The organism is Caulobacter sp. BE264 (genome assembly GCF_031457805.1).
Lineage (GTDB): Bacteria > Pseudomonadota > Alphaproteobacteria > Caulobacterales > Caulobacteraceae > Caulobacter.
This window is the reverse complement of record NZ_JAVDXI010000005.1, coordinates 219,863-238,997: the sequence shown is the minus strand read 5'-3', so window position 1 is coordinate 238,997 and position 19,135 is coordinate 219,863. Positions and strand designations below refer to the sequence as shown.

The 19,135-nt window shown below is 66.9% G+C and carries 17 protein-coding genes, 1 pseudogene and 1 riboswitch; of the genes and pseudogenes, 13 read left to right on the top strand and 5 right to left on the bottom strand.

Features of this window, described 5'->3' with window-relative positions:
* Nucleotides 1-40: 40 nt before the first annotated feature.
* Complete coding sequence (locus tag J2X45_RS13945) at nt 41-967, top strand: ABC transporter ATP-binding protein (RefSeq protein ID WP_310215707.1); 927 nt, start codon at nt 41-43, stop codon at nt 965-967.
* Complete coding sequence (locus J2X45_RS13940) at nt 964-1,725, top strand: ABC transporter permease (RefSeq protein WP_310215706.1); 762 nt, start codon at nt 964-966, stop codon at nt 1,723-1,725. Before J2X45_RS13945 ends, J2X45_RS13940 begins: the two co-directional genes overlap by 4 nt.
* On the opposite strand, the gene J2X45_RS13935 is transcribed toward J2X45_RS13940, so the two are convergent.
* From J2X45_RS13935 to thrB, 3 genes are all read right to left on the bottom strand, one after another.
* Entirely contained in the window at nt 1,722-2,189 is a 468-nt protein-coding gene (locus tag J2X45_RS13935; protein ID WP_310215705.1) for a recombinase family protein, read from the bottom strand. The two genes, J2X45_RS13940 and J2X45_RS13935, sit on opposite strands and share 4 nt — an antisense overlap.
* Nucleotides 2,190-2,274: 85 nt before the next feature.
* A complete protein-coding gene (rnhA, locus tag J2X45_RS13930; RefSeq protein ID WP_310215704.1) occupies nt 2,275-2,724 on the bottom strand; it encodes a ribonuclease HI in 450 nt (149 codons plus the stop codon).
* Nucleotides 2,724-3,674: a homoserine kinase gene (thrB, locus tag J2X45_RS13925; protein ID WP_310215702.1), complete on the bottom strand. Its 951-nt coding sequence runs from the start codon at nt 3,672-3,674 to the stop codon at nt 2,724-2,726. Before thrB ends, rnhA begins: the two co-directional genes overlap by 1 nt.
* Before the next feature lie 9 nt (nt 3,675-3,683).
* Between thrB and J2X45_RS13920 the strand changes: the two genes are divergently transcribed.
* Together J2X45_RS13920 and J2X45_RS13915 are read left to right on the top strand one after the other, a co-directional pair.
* A complete protein-coding gene (locus tag J2X45_RS13920; RefSeq protein ID WP_310215699.1) occupies nt 3,684-3,995 on the top strand; it encodes a hypothetical protein in 312 nt (103 codons plus the stop codon).
* A 3-nt stretch (nt 3,996-3,998) separates the two neighbouring features.
* A complete protein-coding gene (locus J2X45_RS13915) occupies nt 3,999-4,382 on the top strand; it encodes a type II toxin-antitoxin system death-on-curing family toxin (RefSeq protein ID WP_310215695.1) in 384 nt (127 codons plus the stop codon).
* A 569-nt stretch (nt 4,383-4,951) separates the two neighbouring features.
* On the opposite strand, the gene ispH is transcribed toward J2X45_RS13915, so the two are convergent.
* Nucleotides 4,952-5,911 (bottom strand): 4-hydroxy-3-methylbut-2-enyl diphosphate reductase, encoded by a 960-nt coding sequence (ispH, locus tag J2X45_RS13910; protein ID WP_310215693.1) that lies wholly within the window; start codon nt 5,909-5,911, stop codon nt 4,952-4,954.
* Nucleotides 5,912-6,052: 141 nt separating this feature from the next.
* Between ispH and J2X45_RS13905 the strand changes: the two genes are divergently transcribed.
* The 9 genes from J2X45_RS13905 to J2X45_RS13865 all read left to right on the top strand — a co-directional run bounded on the left by J2X45_RS13905 (nt 6,053) and on the right by J2X45_RS13865 (nt 17,130).
* Entirely contained in the window at nt 6,053-6,763 is a 711-nt protein-coding gene (locus tag J2X45_RS13905; protein WP_310215690.1) for a Tat pathway signal sequence domain protein, read from the top strand.
* Entirely contained in the window at nt 6,760-8,562 is a 1,803-nt protein-coding gene (locus J2X45_RS13900) for an arginine--tRNA ligase (RefSeq protein WP_310215688.1), read from the top strand. Before J2X45_RS13905 ends, J2X45_RS13900 begins: the two co-directional genes overlap by 4 nt.
* 173 nt (nt 8,563-8,735) lie before the next feature.
* Nucleotides 8,736-11,249: a zinc-dependent metalloprotease gene (locus tag J2X45_RS13895; protein ID WP_310215686.1), complete on the top strand. Its 2,514-nt coding sequence runs from the start codon at nt 8,736-8,738 to the stop codon at nt 11,247-11,249.
* 91 nt (nt 11,250-11,340) lie between these two features.
* A riboswitch (glycine riboswitch) is annotated at nt 11,341-11,431 on the top strand.
* 167 nt (nt 11,432-11,598) lie between these two features.
* A complete protein-coding gene (gcvT, locus tag J2X45_RS13890; RefSeq protein ID WP_310215684.1) occupies nt 11,599-12,711 on the top strand; it encodes a glycine cleavage system aminomethyltransferase GcvT in 1,113 nt (370 codons plus the stop codon).
* A gap of 18 nt (nt 12,712-12,729) precedes the next feature.
* Nucleotides 12,730-13,095, top strand: a complete 366-nt coding sequence (gcvH, locus tag J2X45_RS13885) for a glycine cleavage system protein GcvH (protein ID WP_310215681.1) — start codon at nt 12,730-12,732, stop codon at nt 13,093-13,095.
* A 117-nt stretch (nt 13,096-13,212) separates the two neighbouring features.
* Nucleotides 13,213-14,559, top strand: a complete 1,347-nt coding sequence (gene gcvPA, locus J2X45_RS13880) for an aminomethyl-transferring glycine dehydrogenase subunit GcvPA (RefSeq protein WP_310215679.1) — start codon at nt 13,213-13,215, stop codon at nt 14,557-14,559.
* A complete protein-coding gene (gene gcvPB / locus J2X45_RS13875; RefSeq protein ID WP_310215676.1) occupies nt 14,556-16,136 on the top strand; it encodes an aminomethyl-transferring glycine dehydrogenase subunit GcvPB in 1,581 nt (526 codons plus the stop codon). The genes gcvPA and gcvPB overlap by 4 nt, the downstream gene beginning before the upstream one ends.
* Nucleotides 16,137-16,267: 131 nt before the next feature.
* A complete protein-coding gene (locus tag J2X45_RS13870; RefSeq protein ID WP_310215673.1) occupies nt 16,268-16,687 on the top strand; it encodes a hypothetical protein in 420 nt (139 codons plus the stop codon).
* Entirely contained in the window at nt 16,684-17,130 is a 447-nt protein-coding gene (locus J2X45_RS13865; protein WP_310215671.1) for a hypothetical protein, read from the top strand. Before J2X45_RS13870 ends, J2X45_RS13865 begins: the two co-directional genes overlap by 4 nt.
* Before the next feature lie 69 nt (nt 17,131-17,199).
* On the opposite strand, the pseudogene J2X45_RS13860 reads toward J2X45_RS13865, so the two are convergent.
* Nucleotides 17,200-18,883, bottom strand: a pseudogene (locus tag J2X45_RS13860) (PAS domain-containing methyl-accepting chemotaxis protein).
* Between the last annotated feature and the right edge of the window lie 252 nt (nt 18,884-19,135).

Below are 19,135 nucleotides of genomic sequence, written 5' to 3'. Positions count from 1 at the left end.
GCCGCGCGGCGCTGCATCGCCGCGCGCTAGGGGGAACGGCGTGACGTCCATCATTTCAGTACAGGGTCTGACCAAGACCTATGCGTCGGGCCATCAGGCCCTCAAACGGATCGACCTGGATATCCGGCAGGGCGAGATCTTCGCCCTCCTGGGACCAAACGGGGCAGGCAAGACCACCCTGATCAGCATCATCTGCGGCATCGTCAATCCCAGCCAGGGCGTGATCCTGGCCGACGGCCACGACGTGGTGCGCGACTATCGCGCCGCCCGCACCAAGATCGGCCTGGTGCCGCAGGAGCTGCACACGGACGCCTTCGAGACGGTGTGGGACACGGTCAGCTTCTCGCGCGGCCTGTTCGGCAAGCCGCGCAACGACGCCCTGATCGAGAAGATCCTTCGCAACCTTTCCCTGTGGGACAAGAAGGACAGCAAGATCATGGCGCTGTCGGGCGGCATGAAGCGCCGGGTGATGATCGCCAAGGCGCTGAGCCACGAGCCGACCATCCTGTTCCTGGACGAGCCCACCGCCGGCGTCGACGTCGAGCTGCGCCGCGACATGTGGGACATGGTGCGCAAGCTGCGTGAGAGCGGCGTCACCATCATCCTGACCACCCACTACATCGAGGAGGCCGAAGAAATGGCCGACCGGATCGGGGTGATCAACAAGGGTGAGATCATCCTCGTCGAGGACAAGACGGTCCTGATGCGCAAGCTGGGCAAGAAGCAGCTGACCGTGCATCTGAGGGAGCCGCTGTCCGCCATGCCGGCCACGCTCGCCGACGCCTCGCTCAGCCTGACCAATGACGGCGCTGATCTCGTCTATACCTTCGACGCCCAGGCCGAGGACACCGGCATCGCCGATCTGTTGCGGCGCCTCTCCGAGCAGGGGATTGAGTTCAAGGACCTGAAGACCGACCAGAGCTCGCTGGAAGACATCTTCGTCAGCCTGGTGAGGGCGCCGCAATGAACCTCTACGCGATCAAGGCCATCTACAAGTTCGAGATGGCGCGGTGGTTCCGCACCCTGGCCCAGAGCGTCATCTCGCCGGTGCTGTCGACCAGCCTCTATTTCGTGGTGTTCGGCTCGGCGATCGGCTCGCGCATGCAGGCCATCGACGGTGTCAGCTATGGCGCGTTCATTGTGCCGGGCCTGATCATGCTGTCGCTGCTCAGCGAGAGCATCTCCAACGCCTCGTTCGGCATCTACATGCCCAAGTGGGCGGGCACCATCTACGAGCTCTTGTCGGCGCCGGTGGCCTGGTACGAGACCGTGGCCGGCTATGTCGGGGCGGCGGCGACCAAGTCGATCTGCCTGGGCCTCTTGATCTTGGCCACGGCGCGGATCTTCGTGCCGTTCGAGATCGCCCATCCGTTTGTGATGCTGCTGTTCCTGGTGCTGACCTCGGTCACCTTCAGCCTGTTCGGTTTCATCATCGGGGTCTGGGCCGACGACTTCCAGAAGCTCCAGATCGTGCCGCTCCTGATCGTCACGCCGCTGACCTTCCTGGGCGGCAGCTTCTACTCGATCAAGATGCTGCCGGAGGTCTGGCAGAAGATCACCCTGTTCAACCCGGTGGTCTATCTGATCAGCGGCTTCCGCTGGGCTTTCTACGGCCAGTCGGACGTCGGCGTCGGGATCAGTCTCGCCATGACGGCGGTGTTCCTGGCCGCGTGCCTGGGCGCGGTCTGGTGGATCTTCCGCACGGGGTACCGGCTGAAGGTCTAGGCTTCGTCGTCGGAGGAGGGGGCCGGAGCGACCGCCTTCAGCCCCTTCATCCCGCCCGCCTTGGCGCCTTTGGCGACCAAGGCGGTTTCAGCCCGGCGGATCATCACGCGTTCGCCGTTGAAGGCGGCAAGCGCCGCGATGGCCTCGAAAAACCCGGTGTCCTGGCGCGTGTCGATCTCGGGCTGCTGGACGACCAGATGCAAATCGCGGGCGCGGAGTTTCAGCACAACGTCCATCACCGCCACCAGGTCACCGCCCAAGGCGTGCAGGCTGGGCGCGGCGAGGACGCCACCGGTTTCAAGGGCTTCAAGGGCGCGCTCCAGTCCCGGACGCACCACGCCCGAGGCCAGGCAGCGGTCGCTGAACACCTGCTCGCAGCCCAGCAGCAGCAGGCGCTCCTCCTGGGCGGGGCTGAAGAACACCCCCGGCGCGGGCGGGACGCGGTAGTAGCCGACGATTTTCATCCCGGCTGACTCGCAGACGGGGCGGACGCTGGCGAGCGGATTTCTCGACCGTCCACAGATCGCTGGACCGCGTCGCGTCGACCTTTCAGATCACGCGCGGGTTGGCCTGGCGCAGGCCTTCGTTGGCCAGGGCGTCGGCCCGCTCGTTCAGCGGGTGGCCAGCATGGCCCTTGACCCAGCGCCAGTCGACATCGTGTCGCGAACGGGCTGCGTCGAGACGCTTCCAGAGGTCGTCGTTCTTGACTGGGCTCTTGTCGGCCGTTTTCCAGCCGCGCGCCTTCCAGCCCCGGATCCATTCCTGGATACCCTTCATGACGTACTGGCTGTCGGTGTGCAGCTCGACCACGCAGGGGCGGTTCAGCAGCTCCAGCGCCTGGATGGCGGCCATCAGCTCCATGCGGTTGTTGGTCGTCCCCGGCTCGCCGCCGCAGATCTCTTTCTTCTTGTCGCCGTAGAACAGGATGGCGCCCCAGCCGCCGGGGCCCGGATTACCCTTGCAGGCGCCGTCGGTGTAGATCGTGACCTTCGGCGTCATCAGAACAGCACGAGACCTTCGCGGTGGACGGCGAGCTTGCGCTCGTATTCCAGCGGGTCCTTCGGCTTGACCAGCGCGCCGGCGGGGGTCGAGCCCCAGTCGGCTAGGCGGGTGAGGAAGAACCGCATCGCCGCGCCGCGCGCCAGGATCGGCAGGGCTTCCTTTTCGGCCGGGCTCAGAGGGCGGCGGCGCTCATAGCCGTTCAGCAGCGCCTTGGCGGCGGTGATGTTGAAGCTGCCGTCGGCCTCGAAGCACCAAGCGTTCAGGGTCACCGCCACGTCATAGGCGTAGGCGTCGTCGCAGGCGAAGTAGAAGTCGATCGCGGCGGCGAACTTGCCGTCGGTGCGGAAGAAGACGTTGTCCGGGAAATAGTCGGCGTGGATCGTCCCGGTCGGCAGGTTGCGTGGCCACATCAGGGCCAGCTGCGCCAGGTCCTGGTCGATCGTCGCCGACAGGCCAGGCTTGAGATCCTCGGCGGCCTTGCGGTGCTTGGCGAACAGAGGCGACCAGGCTTGCTGGCCAAGATCGTTGGCGCGCCGACCCGGATAGCCCTCGCCGGCGAGATGGAGCCAGGCCAGACCCTCGCCGGCCTCGCGGCAGTGGGCGGCGGTCGGCTTGCGCACTGACAGTCCCGGCAGGAACTCGACAATGGCGGCGGGCTTGCCGCGCAGGCTCGAGAGTGTGGCGCCGGCGCGCGTCGGGATCGGCCGGGCGCTGGGATAGCCGCGATCGGCCAGCCAGGTCAGCATGTTGAGGAAGTAAGGGAGGTCGTCGGCCTTCACCCGCCGCTCGTAGACGGTAAGGATGTAGCGGCCCTTCTCCGTCTCCAGCAGGAAGTTGGAGTTCTCCACGCCCTCGGCGATGCCCTTGAACGCCAGCGGCGCGCCGAGGTCATAGCCTTCGAGGAAGGCTTCGAGTTCCTGGTCGGTGATGTCGGTATAGACGGCCATGCCGCCGGGATGCGGGACGGGGCGCTGGCGGTCAAGGGGGGCGATCCTGTCTTCGATCCGATGATCATGCTATGTCAGCGAAGAAGGAGCCGCGAGATGATCGTTCTTAAGGTAGAGAAACAAGGCGACGACGTCGTGCTCGTTCCGAACGACGAGGCGCTGGCCTTGCTCGCGCCTCAGCCTGGCGATGTCTTTGTCGTCTCCGAGACCGAAGGCGATCACCTGGTGATTTCGAAGCGGCGCAGCCTGGAAGAAAGGTTCGAGCGCGGTCGAGCCTTCCTCGGGCGATATCGCAAGACGTTCGAAGACCTCGCGAAATAGGCGATGATCGAACCGGTTTGGATGGATGAGGAGCTTCTTCTGAAGCTTCATGAAGAGGTTCTGCGCGAGACCGGCGGCGCGTGCGGAGTGCGTGACCTCAATCTCCTGCGTTCGGCTTTGGCCCGTCCGCTCAATCGTTATGCCTACGAAGGCGTGGCAGATCTCATTGAGCTCGCCGCGACCTATGCCGTCGCGATCTCCGGCAATCATCCTTTTATCGACGGCAACAAGCGGGCGGCGTTCATGGCGCTCGGTCTTTTCCTCGATGACAATGGCCTGGAGTTGATCGCCGAAGGAGACGACGCGACCCAGACCATGCTGGCCGTCGCCGCCGGGGAGCTCGATATTCCCGCCTTGACCGAGTGGTTGCGGACCCGCGTCGTTTAGGTTCGATCTTAAGGGGCGCACCGACCTCGCGAGGTCGGGTTGCGGCGCTGGACGGGCATGGTGCCGACTAACGTAGCGGCGATTGGGGCGGGAAATAGGTCGGTAGCAGGGTGGGCGCGCCGCCTGCCGGAGAGCTGTCATCGATGTTGCACCAGCTTCCCAGGGTGACGCCCGTCTCAGCATCCGACACGATATTCACCACTGAACATCCGCCGTGAACGAACTCTGGAAACTGTTCTCGCTTTCCAACGACGCGCACGCCCGCAGGCTCGGTGGTCCAAGAGCTAGGGGTTCGGACATACACGCCGAGCCACACTGTGCGCGGAGCGCGTAGAGTGAAGGAGCCTGATGTCGTGAAGGGAAGGTCGTCGTCGGTCCTGATCACCGCTCGCAGATAGTAGCGGGCGTAATGTTCTCTGCTGAGGCCAGGGTCGGGTAACACGGCGCGAGCGTCAGCATTTTCAGCCGGTGTATATGTCTCAGCCGTTGCAGGGGCGACAAGCGCCAAGATCATCGCGAAGGGCAAGATCATTTCCGCAGACCTCCAGACGGCTGCTCCGCTTCCCACTCTAAGCCGTCAGCAACCTCGGTAGCTTGAACGTGATCGTCTCGCGGGCCTCAACCAGTTCCTCGACGGTCGTGTCGAACCGCGCCGAGATCGCGTTGATGACGCCCTGCACCAGGTCTTCCGGCGCCGAGGCCCCGGCGGTCAGGCCCACGCGCGAGACGCCGTCGAACCAGGTCCAGTCGATCCCCGAGGCGTCGTCGATCAGGTGCGCGGCGCTCGCGCCGGCCTTCATGCCGACCTCCTTGAGGCGCACCGAATTCGACGAGTTCTTCGAGCCGACCACCAGGATCAGTTCGGACTGCTCGGCCAGGTGCTTGACCGCGTCCTGGCGGTTGGTGGTGGCGTAGCAGATGTCTTCCTTGTGCGGCGCGGCGATGCCGGGGAAGCGCTGGCGCAACAGCGCCACCATGTCGGCGGTGTCGTCGACCGACAGGGTGGTCTGGGTCAGGAAGGCGACGTTGGCGGCGTCCTTGGGCTCCCAGGTCGCCGCGTCGTTGATGTCCTCGATCAGGGTCACCGCGCCCTCGGGCAGCTGGCCCATGGTGCCGATGACTTCCGGATGGCCGGCGTGGCCGATCAGCACGATCTCGCGGCCGGCGTCATAGTGCTTCTGGGCCTCGACGTGGACCTTGGAGACGAGCGGGCAGGTGGCGTCCAGGTAGATCATCTGGCGGGCCTTGGCCTCGGCCGGCACCGACTTGGGAACCCCGTGGGCCGAGAACACGACCGGGCGATCATCGGGCGCCTCTTCCAGTTCCTCGATGAACACCGCGCCCAGGGCCTTCAGGCGATCGACGACGTGACGGTTATGGACGATCTCGTGGCGCACATAGACCGGCGCGCCGAACTTCTCGACCGCGCGCTCGACGATCTGGATGGCCCGGTCGACGCCGGCGCAGAAGCCGCGCGGGCTGGCCAGCACCAGGGAGATCGGGCGTCGGATCGGGGTCTGAGCGTTCATGACGTGGAAACTAGCGCCTCGAAGGTCCATTCGCCAGGAGTCTGCGTCGTTGCGACGTCACGCATATGCCTTTATCAGGCTGCATGACGCTGGCGGGGCGCTGTGGCCCCGCTTGGCTCTTGTGTCCGGAACCGACGTTTCATGCGCCGTACTTTCACCCTCGCCCTCAGCGCCCTGATGGCTGTCTCGATCGCCGCGACCACGGCGACGGTCGCTCACGCCCAGCGCGGTCCCGGCGGCGATGCGAGCGGTGAGGACGACGCGGCCAAGAAGCGCAAGCGCGACGAAGAGTGGAACCAGCCCAAGGCGCCGCTGCCGCAACTGCGCAACGCGGGCCCGTGCCCCTATGTGAAGGTGCTGTACGACGCCGGTCGTTTCGTCGAATTCAAGGACGGCAAGGAGTCGGCCGCTCAAGCCGGTTTCACCGGCGAGATCCAGAGCCTGACCTCGGGCTGCGCCTACAAGGGCGACGAGCCGATCAAGATCCGCATCGAGGCGCTGTTCCAGCTGGGCCGCGGCCCGCAGGCCGTCGGCGACAAGTACGTCTATCGCTACTGGGTGGCGGTGACCGAGCGGAATCAGGCGGTCATCGCCAAGGAATATTTCGACCTGCCCGTCAACTTCGCCGCCGGCGAGGACCGCGTCTATGCGCGCGAGACGATCGAGCAGATCACCATCCCCCGCGCTGACGCCAAGGTCAGCGGCGGGAATTTCGAGGTCCTGCTGGGCTTCGACGTGACGCCGGCGATGGCCGCCTTCAACCGCGACGGCAAGCGCTTCCGGGTCAACGCCGGCCAGACCGCGCCCGCCCCGCAAGCTCAGACCCAACCAGGGACGACCACCAAGCAATGAACGATTTGAAGCGGTCCTTGAGCGAGGCGGCCGCGGCCGCTTTCCAGGCCGCCGGACTGCCTCCCGAGTTCGGACGCGTCACGGCTTCCGACCGACCAGACCTGGCCGATTTCCAGTGCAACGGCGCCCTCGCGGCGGCCAAGAGCGCCAAACGCAATCCGCGTGAGATCGCGGTTCAGGTCGTCGAGATCCTGAAGGGCGACCCGCGCCTGGCCTCGGTGGAGATCGCCGGGGTCGGCTTTATCAACATGCGCGTCAGCGACGAGGCCCTCTCGGCCCGCGCCCGTGAGATCGCGTCCGACGACCGCACCGGCGCCCAGCTGCTGGAGACGCCGCGTCGGGTGCTGATCGACTACGCCGGCCCCAACGTCGCCAAGCCGATGCACGTGGGGCACCTGCGCGCCTCGATCATCGGCGAGTCGATCAAGCGCCTGTACCGCTTCCGCGGCGACGACGTGGTGGGCGACGCCCACTTCGGCGACTGGGGCTTCCAGATGGGCCTCTTGATCAGCGCGATCATGGACGAGGACCCGTTCATCAACGCCCTGATGGCGAAGCTGCCGGAGGCCCCGCGGGGGTTCTCGGCCGCCGACGAGGCCAAGGTGATGGCCGAGTTCGAAAAGCGCATCACCCTGGCCGACCTCGACCGCATCTATCCGGCCGCATCCGTGCGCCAGAAGGAAGACCCGGCGTTCAAGGAGCGCGCGCGGAAGGCGACCGCCGAACTGCAGAACGGCCGCTTCGGCTACCGGCTGCTGTGGCGTCACTTCGTCAATGTCAGCCGCGTGGCCCTGGAGCGTGAGTTCCATGCGCTGGGCGTCGACTTCGACCTCTGGAAGGGTGAGAGCGACGTCAACGACCTGATCGAGCCGATGGTCCTGCAGCTGGAGGCCAAGGGTCTGCTGGTCCAGGACCAGGGCGCGCGCATCGTCCGCGTGGCCCGCGAAGGCGACAAGCGGGACGTGCCGCCGCTTTTGGTGGTGTCGTCGGAAGGCTCGGCCATGTACGGCACGACCGATCTGGCCACGATCCTGGATCGTCGCAAGTCGTTCGATCCGCACCTGATCCTCTACTGCGTTGACCAGCGCCAGGCCGACCACTTCGAGACGGTGTTCCGCGCCGCCTACCTGGCCGGCTACGCCGAAGAGGGTTCGCTGGAGCACATCGGCTTTGGCACCATGAACGGCGCCGACGGCAAGCCGTTCAAGACCCGCGCCGGCGGCGTGCTGAAGCTGCACGACCTCATCGAGATGGCCCGTGAAAAGGCGCGTGAACGCCTGCGCGAGGCTGGTCTTGGCGCCGAGCTCTCCGAGGAGCAGTTCGAGGACACGGCCCACAAGGTCGGCGTCGCCGCTCTGAAGTTCGCCGATCTGCAGAACTTCCGCGGCACCTCCTACGTCTTCGACCTCGACCGCTTCACCAGCTTCGAGGGCAAGACCGGCCCGTACCTGCTGTACCAGTCGGTCCGGATCAAGAGCGTGCTGCGGCGCGCCGCCGAGAGCGGCGCTGTGGGCGGCCGCATCGAGATCCACGAGCCGGCCGAGCGCGACCTGGCCATGCTGCTGGACGCGTTCGAGGGCGCGCTTCAGGAAGCCTATGACAAGAAGGCCCCGAACTTCGTCGCCGAGCACGTCTACAAGCTGGCGCAGTCGTTCTCGAAGTTCTACGCGGCGTGTCCGATCATGAGCGCCGACACGGACGTGCTCCGCGCCTCGCGGCTGACCCTGGCCGAAACGACCCTGCGTCAGCTGGAGCTGGCGCTGGATCTGCTGGGGATCGAAGCGCCGGAGCGTATGTAGCCGCCAGCCCCTTTGTCTTGCGCGGAGAAGGGGCGACGGCGGGCTGAACATCCGTCTCTTTGACGCTCACGCGCCGCTCATCGACTCCTTGCCGTCGATGGGAGGGGAGGTGGGCGTTGCAATCCCGAGAAACCGGCCCGACAGTCCCGCGCATGCCGCGTTCGGGAGGGGTCATGAAGAAGTCCTTGGTCGCCATGTTGATGGCGAGCGTTTGTGTCGGCGCGATCACCGCGCCGGCGATCGCCGCTGAGAAGGCCAAGCCTTCCGGCGCCCAGAAGCAGAGCGACAAGTTCGCCGAGGCCACGGCCGGTCTCGAGCGCAAGGACGGTCTCGTCCCGGTGTTCGTCGACAAGAAGGACGGAAAGGTCCTGCTGCTACTGCCCAAGCCCGGCGCCGACGGGATTGCGGGGCGCTACCTCTATCAGACCTACCTGCGCGCGGGGCTTGGCTCCAACCCGACCGGCCTGGACCGTTCCGCGCCCGGCGACACCCAGATCATCGCCTTCCGCAAGGTGGGCGGCAAGGTCGTGGCCCAGTTCGAGAACTGGGGCTTCTCGGCCGCGCGCGGCTCGGCTGACGAGCGCCAGGCGGTGGCTGACTCGTTCCCCATCTCCAGCGTCTGGTCCAACGTGGTCGAGGCGGAAGGTCCTGACGGCGCCCTGCTGGTCGACGTGACGTCATTCCTCACCCGCGACGCCCAGGGGATCGCCAGAACGCTCAAGCGCAGCCGCCAGGGCGACTTCCGGCTGAACGACGGCCTGTCCTACGCCGACACCGGCGCGGTGAACGCCTTCCCCAAGAACATCGAACTTGAGGCGGTGCAGACCTTCGTCGGCGACGAGCCGGGTAGCGAGGTGCGGGGCATCGTGCCGGACCCGCGCAATGTCACCCTGGTGCTGCATCACTCACTGGTGGCCCTGCCCGAGCCCGGTTATCAGCCGCGCCAGAACGACCCGCGTGTCGGCGTAATCGACCACACGGTGGCCGACTATTCCGCGCCTCTGGACGAGCCTCTGGTGCATCGCCTGGTCCACCGGTTCCGCTTGGAGAAGACCGATCCGACCGCCGCACGTTCGCCGGTCAAGAAACCCATCGTGTTCTATGTCGACCGCGCTGCGCCCGAGCCCGTCCGCTCGGCCCTGATGGACGGGGCGCGCTGGTGGGCCCAGGCCTTCGAGGCGGCCGGCTTTATCGACGCCTTCAAGGTGGAGGTGCTGCCGGACGGCGTCAGTCCGCTCGACGCGCGCTACAGCGTCGTCAACTGGGTGCACCGCCAGACCCGCGGCTGGTCCTACGGCCATGCGGTGGTCGATCCGCGCACCGGCGAGATCATCAAGGGCGACGTCCTGCTGGGCTCGCAGCGCATTCGCCAGGATCGCCTGATCTTCGAAGGTCTGGCGGGCGCTGACGCCACCGGTAAGGGCGGGCCCAACGATCCCATCGAGATCTCTCTGGCCCGCCTGCGCCAACTGGCCACCCACGAGATCGGCCACTCGATCGGCCTGCAGCACAATTTCGCCGCCAGCACCTATGGCGGTCGCGCGTCGGTGATGGACTATCCCGCGCCCAAGATCGCGCTGAAGGACGGCGCGCTCGATTTCACCGACGCCTATGGCCGTGGCGTCGGCGACTGGGACAAGTTCGCCATCGACTGGCTGTATGGCCCGGCGCCCGCCGGCGTCGACGAGAAGGCCTGGCTGAAGGCCAAGGCCGACAAGAGCCAGGCCGCCGGCCTGCGCTATGTCTCCGACGAGGACGCCCGCAGCGCTGACACGGCTCATCCGCTGGGCGCGGTCTGGGACAACGGCAGCGACCCGGTGGCCGAGCTCGACCACCTGATGGCCGTGCGCAAGGTCGCGCTGGATCGCTTTGGGCTTGGCAACCTGCCCAAGGGGGCGTCGGTCGCCGACCTGCGCCGGGTGATCGTCCCGATCTATATCTTCCACCGCTACCAGATCGACGCCACCGCCAAGCTGGTCGGCGGGATCGACTTCACCTACGCCGCCGAGGGCGACGGCCATGAGGCCAGCAAGATCGTGCCCGCTGACCGTCAGGCCGCCGCCGTCGACGCCCTGCTGCGGACCCTGTCTCCGGCCGCGCTGGACCTGAACGACACGACTCTGGCTGTGCTGAGCGCGGGCCAGTCGCAGGGCAATGACAAGGCCAATGACATCGAGACCTTCGGCCAGGGGCCGGTTTTCGACCTGCCGGCGGCGTCGGATGTCGCGGCTGACCTCGTCTGGAGCGCCCTGTTCGCGCCGGCGCGCCTGAACCGCCTTGTTGAGGCCAAGCGCCGCGATCCCGGCCAACTGGGCCTCGAGGGTGTTCTGGACAAGGCTTTGGCCGCCGTCGCCTTCGACGGCAAAGGCGCCGGACGTCAGGCCGAGCTGGCGCGCCGTGTCCGCCAGCGTCTGGTGGTCAGCCTGGCCCAGGCCCTGAACGACAAGACCCTGTCGCCGACGGCGGCCGCCGTGATCCGCGCGCGCCTGGCCGACTGGGGCAAGGGTCTGGCCAAGGCCGGCGGCGACGGCGCCGACCGAGCCCAAGCGCGGCTTCTGGCCGGCGTCCTCACCGACGAAACCGGCGCTCGCCTCGCGGCCCTGGTCGAAGACGGCAAGGCCAAGGTCGAGATCCCGCCGGGCCCGCCGATCGGCGAGACGGACTGGTTCGGGGACTTGAGCCTTTAACGCCTCCGACCTCCCCGGCGAACGCCGGGGAAATCGGCGGGGATGGGGTCGGTCCAGCTTGACTCCAGGTGGACCGTCCCGCATGAGCCTCACGACCCTCGCGGGAGACATCGGGATTCGCTCCCGAGGCCGAAGGCGCAACCGCCCCGGAAACGCTCAGGCAAAAGGACCGCGCGGGTTTAGGAACGCTGGAAAGCAGCCTCTTCACGGAAGGGGCTCGCCGAAGGAGCAAGGCCAAACCCGTCCGGCAGAGGGGCGAGGCCGGAATCTCTCAGGCCCAAGGGACAGCGGGGGCGACTTGCCGGCGTAAGGCCGGTCCCGTCGCCGTCCCCGCTTGGAGCCCGCTCGCGTGTCCGATCAAGATCTGAAGAAGACTCCGCTTTACGACGCCCACGTGGCGGCCGGCGCGCGCATGGTGCCGTTCGCGGGCTATTCCATGCCGGTGCAGTACAAGGACGGGGTGCTGAAAGAGCACCTGTGGACCCGCGAGCACGCGGGCCTGTTCGACGTCTCACACATGGGCCAGGCTCGCATCCGGGGCGAGAACCCCGCCAAGAGCTTCGAGAAGGTCGTCTCGGCGGACTACCAGGGCCTGAAGGCCGGCAAGCAGCGCTACGGCGTGCTGCTGAACGCCGACGGCGGCATTGTCGATGACCTGATGACCGCGCGTCCGGATGAGGACGGCCTGTTCGTCGTTGTCAACGGCGCCTGCAAGGACAATGACTACGCCATCATCGCCCGCGAACTGGCGGGCGAGGCCACCGTGACCCGCCTGGAAGACCGCGCGCTGCTGGCGCTGCAAGGTCCTGAGGCCGCCGCCGTGCTGACCGCCCACGTGCCGGAAGCCGCGCAGATGGTGTTCATGGACGCTCGCGCGCTGACCGCTTTCGGCGTCGACGCCATCATCTCGCGTTCGGGCTACACCGGCGAGGACGGCTATGAGATCTCGGTCCCGGCCGACGCCGCCGAGCGGGTGTGGAACACCCTGCTGGCCGACGCGCGCGTCAAGCCGATCGGCCTGGGCGCCCGCGACAGCCTGCGTCTGGAGGCCGGGCTGCCGCTCTATGGCCACGACCTGGACGAGACCGTCTCGCCGGTCGAGGCCGGTCTGAACTTCGCCGTCGGCAAGTCGCGCCGCGAGGCCGGCGACTATCTGGGCGCGGCCCGCATCGCCAAGGAACTGGCCGGCGAGCTGTCGCGCGTCCGCGTGAACCTCAAGGTGCTGCAAGGCGCGCCGGCCCGCGAAGGCGCCGAGATCGCCGACGAAGCGGGCAATGTCATCGGCAAGGTGACCAGCGGCGGCTTCGCCCCCAGCCTCGGCTACCCGATCGCCATCGGTTTCGCCCCACCGGCCTTCTCGGCTGTGGGGACGCAGCTCAAGGTCATCGTCCGGGGCAAGCCGGCCGCCGCCGAGGTGGTCGCCAGCCCGTTCGTTCCGAACCGTTACGTCCGCAAAATCTAACTCAGGGGACTCACCAAGATGCGTTTCACCAAGGATCACGAGTGGGTCATCGTCGAGGGCGACGTGGCCACGGTCGGCATCACCGCCTACGCCGCCGAGCAGCTGGGCGACGTCGTGTTCGTCGAGACCCCGGAAGCCGGCAAGGTCGTCAAGCAGGGCGAGGGCCTGGCCGTCGTCGAGAGCGTCAAGGCCGCCTCGGACGTCTACGCCCCGGTGTCGGGCGAGGTGATCGAGGGCAACGGTGAGCTGGCCGGCGCGCCGGAAACCGTCAACGCCCTGCCGGAAAGCGGCGGCTGGTTCGCCAAGATCAAGCTGTCGAACCCGGCTGAAGTCGACGCCCTGATGGATCGCGACGCCTACGAAGCCTTCCTCGCCACGCTGTAGAAACCTGTCATCCCGGACGGCCGAAGGCCGAGCCGGGACCACCGGAAGCGCCGCGCTTTCTGAGGTCCCGGCTCTCCGCTCCGCTACGGCCGGGATGACAAATCAGGCACAGAAAACATGCGCTACCTCCCCCTGACCCCCGAAGACCGCGTCGAGATGCTCGGCGCGATCGGCGTCAAGTCGATCGACGACCTCTTTGTCGACGTGCCGGCCTCGGCCCGCCGTGACGTGCCGGTGGACCTGCCGCACCATGCCGGCGAGCTGGATGTCGAACGCGAGATGGCGGGCCTGGCCCGTCGCAATCGCGCGGCGGGGGAGGGGCCGTTCTTCTGCGGCGCCGGCGCCTATCGCCACCATGTGCCGGCCACGGTCGACCACATCATCCAGCGGTCGGAGTTCCTGACCAGCTACACGCCGTACCAGCCGGAAATCGCCCAGGGTACCCTGCAGGTCCTGTTCGAGTTCCAGACCCAGGTCGCGGCCCTGACCGGCATGGAAGTGGCCAACGCCTCGCTCTATGACGGCTCCACCGGCGCGGCCGAGGCCGTGATGATGGCCCAGCGCGTCACCCGCAAGAACAAGGCGGTGATGTCGGGCGGCCTGCACCCGCATTATGTCGGCGCGATCGAGACCCTGGCCCACGCGGCCGGCGTCACCACCAACGCCCTGCCGGCCGCCGTGGACGCGGAAGACGCCGTGATCGCCGCCATCGACGCCGACACCGCCTGCGTCGTCGTCCAGACCCCGAACGTGTTCGGCACGGTCACCGACGTGAGCAAGATCGCCGAGGCCGCACACGCCGCCGGCGCGCTGCTGATCGTGGTGACCACCGAAGCCGTCTCCTACGGCCTCCTGAAGTCGCCGGGCGAGATGGGCGCCGACATCGCCGTGGCCGAAGGCCAGTCGATCGGCAACGGCCTGAACTTCGGCGGTCCCTATGTCGGCCTCTTCGCCTGCAAGGAAAAGTTCGTCCGCCAGATGCCGGGCCGCCTGTGCGGCGAGACCGTCGACGCCGACGGCAAGCGCGGCTTCGTGCTGACCCTGTCGACCCGCGAGCAGCACATCCGCCGCGACAAGGCCACGTCGAACATCTGCACCAACAGCGGCCTCTGCGCCCTGGCCTTCTCGATCCACATGAGCCTGCTGGGCGAGACGGGCCTGCGCCAGCTGGCGGCGGTCAATCACCAGAAGGCCCTGGCCCTGCGCGACGCACTGAAGGCCGTGCCGGGCGTCGAGATCCTCACGCCGCGCTTCTTCAACGAGTTCGCCATCAAGGTTCCGGGTAAGGCCGCCGAGGTCGTCGAGACCCTGGCCGCGCACGGCGTCATCGCCGGCGTGCCGTTCTCCCGCCTCGACGCCAAGGCCGGCCTCGACGACGTACTGCTGGTCGCCGCCACCGAGACCACGCTCGATATCGACATCAATGTTTTCGCCAAGGCCCTGACCAAGGTGTTCGCCCAATGAGCATGAACAATGTCGGCCGCCCCACGCGTCCCGAAGCCGCTAACGACGCCGCTAACGGTCACCAGACCCTGACGGGCGCGCGCGGCCTGCTGCAGGACGAGGCCCTGATCTTCGAACTGGACGGCTGGAACAAGACCGGCGTCGACCTGCCGGCCGTCACCGCCGCGCCCTCCAGCGATCTGGCGGGCCTGCTGCGGTCCGAGCCGATCGGCCTGCCGGGCCTGTCGGAGCCGGAAGTCGTGCGCCACTATGTACGCCTCAGCCAAAAGAACCACGCCATCGACCTGGCGCTGTATCCGCTGGGCTCGTGCACGATGAAGCACAACCCGCGCCTGAACGAGAAGATGGCGCGCCTGCCGGGCTTCTCCGACATCCACCCGCTGCAGCCGACCTCGACCGTGCAGGGCGCCCTGGAGCTGATGGACCGCCTGGCCCACTGGCTGAAGACCCTGACCGGCATGCCCGCCGTCGCCCTGACGCCGAAGGCCGGCGCCCATGGCGAGCTCTGCGGCCTCCTGGCCATCCGCGCCGCTCATGAGGCGGCCGGCAACGGTCACCGCAAGACGGTCCTGGCGCCCACCAGCGCCCACGGCACCAACCCGGCCACGGCGGCCTTCGTCGGCTACACCGTCGTCGAGATCGCCCAGACCGAAGACGGCCGCGTCGACCTCGCCGACCTGGAGTCCAAGCTTGGCGACCACGTGGCCGCCATCATGGTCACCAACCCCAACACCTGCGGCCTGTTCGAGCGCGACGTCGTCGAGATCGCCCGCCTGACCCACGCGGCGGGGGCCTACTTCTACTGTGACGGGGCCAACTTCAACGCCATTGTCGGCCGGGTGCGTCCGGGCGACCTCGGCGTCGACGCCATGCACATCAACCTGCACAAGACCTTCTCGACGCCGCACGGCGGCGGCGGTCCGGGCGCTGGGCCGGTGGTGTTGTCGGAGGCCCTGGCGCCGTTCGCGCCGACGCCCTGGCTGACCCACGGCGACAACGGCTTCGAGCTGGCCGAGCACGCCGGCGACGACGACGCCAGGACCGCCTTTGGCCGCATGAGCGCCTTCCACGGCCAGATGGGCATGTATGTGCGCGCCTACGCCTACATGCTCAGCCACGGGGCCGATGGCCTGAAGCAGGTGGCCGAGGACGCCGTCCTCAACGCCAACTACGTCAAGGCTCAGCTGAAGGACGTCATGACGCCGGCCTTCCCCGAAGGTCCGTGCATGCACGAGGCGCTGTTCGACGACCGCTGGCTGGAAGGCACCGGCGTGACCACGCTCGACTTCGCCAAGGCGATGATCGACGAGGGCTTCCACCCGATGACCATGTACTTCCCGCTGGTCGTCCACGGCGCGATGCTGATCGAGCCGACCGAAACCGAGAGCAAGCACGAACTGGATCGCTTCATCGCCGCCCTTCGCGCCCTGGCGGGCGCGGCCAAGGCCGGCGACGTCGAACGGTTCAAGGGCGCGCCCTTCCAGGCCCCGCTCCGGCGCCTGGACGAGACCCAGGCCGCCCGCAAGCCCCGGTTGAAGTGGAAACCTGTTGCTGCGGCGCCACTAGCGGCTGAATAGCATTTTCCATACCCCCCTTGCGACCAGAGGGCGCCTTTACGGCGCCTTCTTCCCTCCACATATCGGGGAGGCGCAACGGGGCTGACTGGATTTCCAGGGAGCAAGCGAGGCGCAAGCCCGTTTGACCTCCCATGAATGCTTTTGCTCTCGCCATGCCGCGCGCCCGCCGCACCGCCGATGATCTCGCCCGCGAGTTCGTCGCGCGCTTCCTGCGCGTGGCGCTGGTGGCGCTTGGCCTGGTGTTCATCGCCGGCGGCGCCCTGATCGCGCCCCTGCCGGGGCCGATGGGTCTGCCGCTGACGGTGATCGGCCTGATGCTGGTGCTGCGCAACTCGTTCAAGGCTCGCAAGCAGTTCGTCCGCTTCCAGCATGCGCACCCCAAGCTGATCTTCCCCATCCGCCGCCTGCTTCGGCGTGAGCCTGAGGTCATCCCCGTGGCGTGGCAGCAGGCGCTGCGCATCGAGCGCATCGTCATGCCCCGCAAGTGGCGGGTGGGCGTTCGCTGGCGCAAGTCGCTGAAACGGCGGGCTCGCAAGACAGCAGGTCGTTGAGCGCGACCGCTTCAGCCTTGGATGGCGTCAAGCACAGGGTCCGGCGCCGTGCGCGACTGGCCCTGTTGCTGCGCGAAGCCGCCGCCCGCGCCTTCCGCTGGGCGGCCATCGGCTTCGGCGTCCTGGTCATCCTCGCCGGCGCGATCCTGACCCCGCTGCCCGGGCATGTGGGCCTGCCGCTACTGGTCATCGGCCTGATGATCGTGCTGCGCTACTCGTTCCAGGCCCGCAAGCACTTCATCCGCCTGCAGCGCCGCCACCCCAAGCTCGTTTTTCCCATCCGCCGCCTGATGCGCCGCGAGCCCGAGGTGCTGCTGGTGGTGTGGCAGCAGATGCTGCGCACCGAGAAACTCGTCCTGCGCAAGGCCCGCTGGCGCCTGCTGAAGAAGACCCGCAAGCGCGTGCGCCGCTATGTGGCGCGGAAGACGCGCGAGAGCCGGTAGCCCGGCATCAGCCAGGCGTCCATTCCACGCCTACGACGGGACGGTCAGGCGGCGTCGGGGTGTGATGATCTAAGCGACCAGCCGTGGTCGACCGACCGCGCGCGCCGTGACATGGAAGCGCGCGATCAGGTTGTCGAGTTCGTCGGCTTCATGACGCAGGCTGGCCGCAGCAGCCGTGGCCTCTTCCACCATGGCGGCGTTCTGCTGGGTCACCTGGTCCATCTGATTGACCGCCACATTGACCTCGCCCAACCCTGTCGACTGCTCCTGGGACGATTGGGCGATCTCGCGGATCAGCGTATCGATCTCGCCCACCTTGCCTACAATCGTTTGCAGCGCGCGTCCTGTATCGCCGACCAGTTTCACGCCACGCTCGACCTGGGCCGAACTGTTGGCGATCAGGACCTTGATTTCTTTGGCCGCGTCGGCCGAGCGCTGCGCCAGGGCGCGGACTTCCTGAGCCACGACCGCGAAGCCTCGGCCCGCCTCGCCAGCGCGCGCGGCCTCGACGCCGGCATTCAGGGCCAGAAGATTCGTCTGGAAGGCGATCTCGTCGATCACGCTGATGATCTGGTTGATCTGGCTTGAGCTCGACTCGATGCCGTCCATCGCCGAGACCGCTTCGCTGACGATCTCACCGGACTTGGCCGCGTCAACACGGGCGTCTGACGCCGCCACCGCAGCGCGCTTGGCGCCGTCGGCGCTGCGGCTGACCGTGGCGGTGATCTGATCCAACGCCGCCGCGGTTTCCTCGAGACTGGCGGCCTGTTGTTCCGTGCGGTGCGCGAGATTGTCCGAAGCGTTCGAGATCTCGCTAGCCCCGGAGGCGACGTTCTGCGAGGCCGCTGCGACGGCTCCAATCGTCTCATCGAGCGCCGCGACGGCGTTGTTGAAATCGTCCCGGACCCTGGCGAACTGCGTATCGATCTGTCCGGTCATCCGGTAGCTTAGATCGTTCGCGGCCAGCCGCGACAGGGCGTTGGCGATTTGAGCGACCGCGTCGACGCGGCCGGTCACCTCGGTCGCGAATTTGACGACCTTGACCACGCGACCCTTGGAGTCGAACACCGGGTTGTAGGACGCCTGGATCCAGACCTCCTTGCCGCCCTTTCCGACCCGCTTGAACTCTTCGGCCACGAACTCGCCGGCGTTCAGCGTGCGCCAGAACGCCTTATAGGCTTCAGATTGGGCGTAGGCGGGCTCGACGAAGATGCTGTGGTGCTTGCCCTTGATCTCGGCCAGCGAGTAACCGACCGTGGCCAGGAAGTTCGCATTGGCGTTGTGAATCACGCCGTCGGGCGTGAACTCGATGGTGGCCTGCACGCGCTCCACGGCGTCGAGCTTGGCCGTTCTGGCGGCGTCCGCTTCCTTTTGAGCCGTGATGTCCGTCGCGATCTTGAGGATCGAGGTGACGCGGCCAGCGGCGTTCTTGACCGGGTTGTAAGACGCTTGGATCCAGACTTCGCGGCTATCCTTGCCCAGGCGCAGATATTCGCGCGCATCGAACTGTCCGCTCACCAACTGGGTCCAGAAATCGCGATAAGCTTGGCTTCCGGCGTATTCCGCCTCGACGAACATGCTGTGGTGCTTGCCGATGATCTCCCGCTCCTCATAGCCGAGGGCTTTTGCAGAAGTTAGCGTTGGCCGCGAGGATCGTGCCCGTCGTGTCGAACTCGATCATCGCCAGTGACTGGCTGAGCGCGTCGATCTTCGGCGCGGCGCCGCTCTTCAAGCCTTTCCTCCGGCTGATCATCTCGCGCCAACCCTTTCGTTGCGACGAAGCTACAATGTTACACATAACATCGATTTTTATGTGAATTTTCTGTAAATTTCACCGTACGCTCAGGTTGAGGTGGCCGCTCCTACACTCGAATTGAGTATAGATGGGTCGCGTTATGGTTTTCAGCGCATCAATATTTTTGGGGGAGACGACGATCTTCCTCATCTATTGGTTAAGCGATTTTGCCTGATGCTTCTTTCGGTGGGGCGCTCGCCAATCCGCTTG

What these genes read in the sequence shown, in the direction of transcription:
- J2X45_RS13870 (WP_310215673.1), top strand. Translation starts at nt 16,268, where the DNA reads ATGAATGCTTTTGCTCTCGCCATGCCGCGCGCCCGCCGCACCGCCGAT.
- J2X45_RS13940 (WP_310215706.1), top strand. Translation starts at nt 964, where the DNA reads ATGAACCTCTACGCGATCAAGGCCATCTACAAGTTCGAGATGGCGCGG.
- rnhA (WP_310215704.1), bottom strand. Translation starts at nt 2,724, where the DNA reads ATGACGCCGAAGGTCACGATCTACACCGACGGCGCCTGCAAGGGTAAT.
- J2X45_RS13895 (WP_310215686.1), top strand. Translation starts at nt 8,736, where the DNA reads ATGAAGAAGTCCTTGGTCGCCATGTTGATGGCGAGCGTTTGTGTCGGC.
- gcvPA (WP_310215679.1), top strand. Translation starts at nt 13,213, where the DNA reads ATGCGCTACCTCCCCCTGACCCCCGAAGACCGCGTCGAGATGCTCGGC.
- J2X45_RS13920 (WP_310215699.1), top strand. Translation starts at nt 3,684, where the DNA reads ATGCGGGACGGGGCGCTGGCGGTCAAGGGGGGCGATCCTGTCTTCGAT.
- thrB (WP_310215702.1), bottom strand. Translation starts at nt 3,674, where the DNA reads ATGGCCGTCTATACCGACATCACCGACCAGGAACTCGAAGCCTTCCTC.
- ispH (WP_310215693.1), bottom strand. Translation starts at nt 5,911, where the DNA reads ATGAACGCTCAGACCCCGATCCGACGCCCGATCTCCCTGGTGCTGGCC.
- J2X45_RS13900 (WP_310215688.1), top strand. Translation starts at nt 6,760, where the DNA reads ATGAACGATTTGAAGCGGTCCTTGAGCGAGGCGGCCGCGGCCGCTTTC.
- J2X45_RS13935 (WP_310215705.1), bottom strand. Translation starts at nt 2,189, where the DNA reads ATGAAAATCGTCGGCTACTACCGCGTCCCGCCCGCGCCGGGGGTGTTC.
- gcvH (WP_310215681.1), top strand. Translation starts at nt 12,730, where the DNA reads ATGCGTTTCACCAAGGATCACGAGTGGGTCATCGTCGAGGGCGACGTG.
- J2X45_RS13915 (WP_310215695.1), top strand. Translation starts at nt 3,999, where the DNA reads ATGATCGAACCGGTTTGGATGGATGAGGAGCTTCTTCTGAAGCTTCAT.
- J2X45_RS13905 (WP_310215690.1), top strand. Translation starts at nt 6,053, where the DNA reads ATGCGCCGTACTTTCACCCTCGCCCTCAGCGCCCTGATGGCTGTCTCG.
- gcvPB (WP_310215676.1), top strand. Translation starts at nt 14,556, where the DNA reads ATGAGCATGAACAATGTCGGCCGCCCCACGCGTCCCGAAGCCGCTAAC.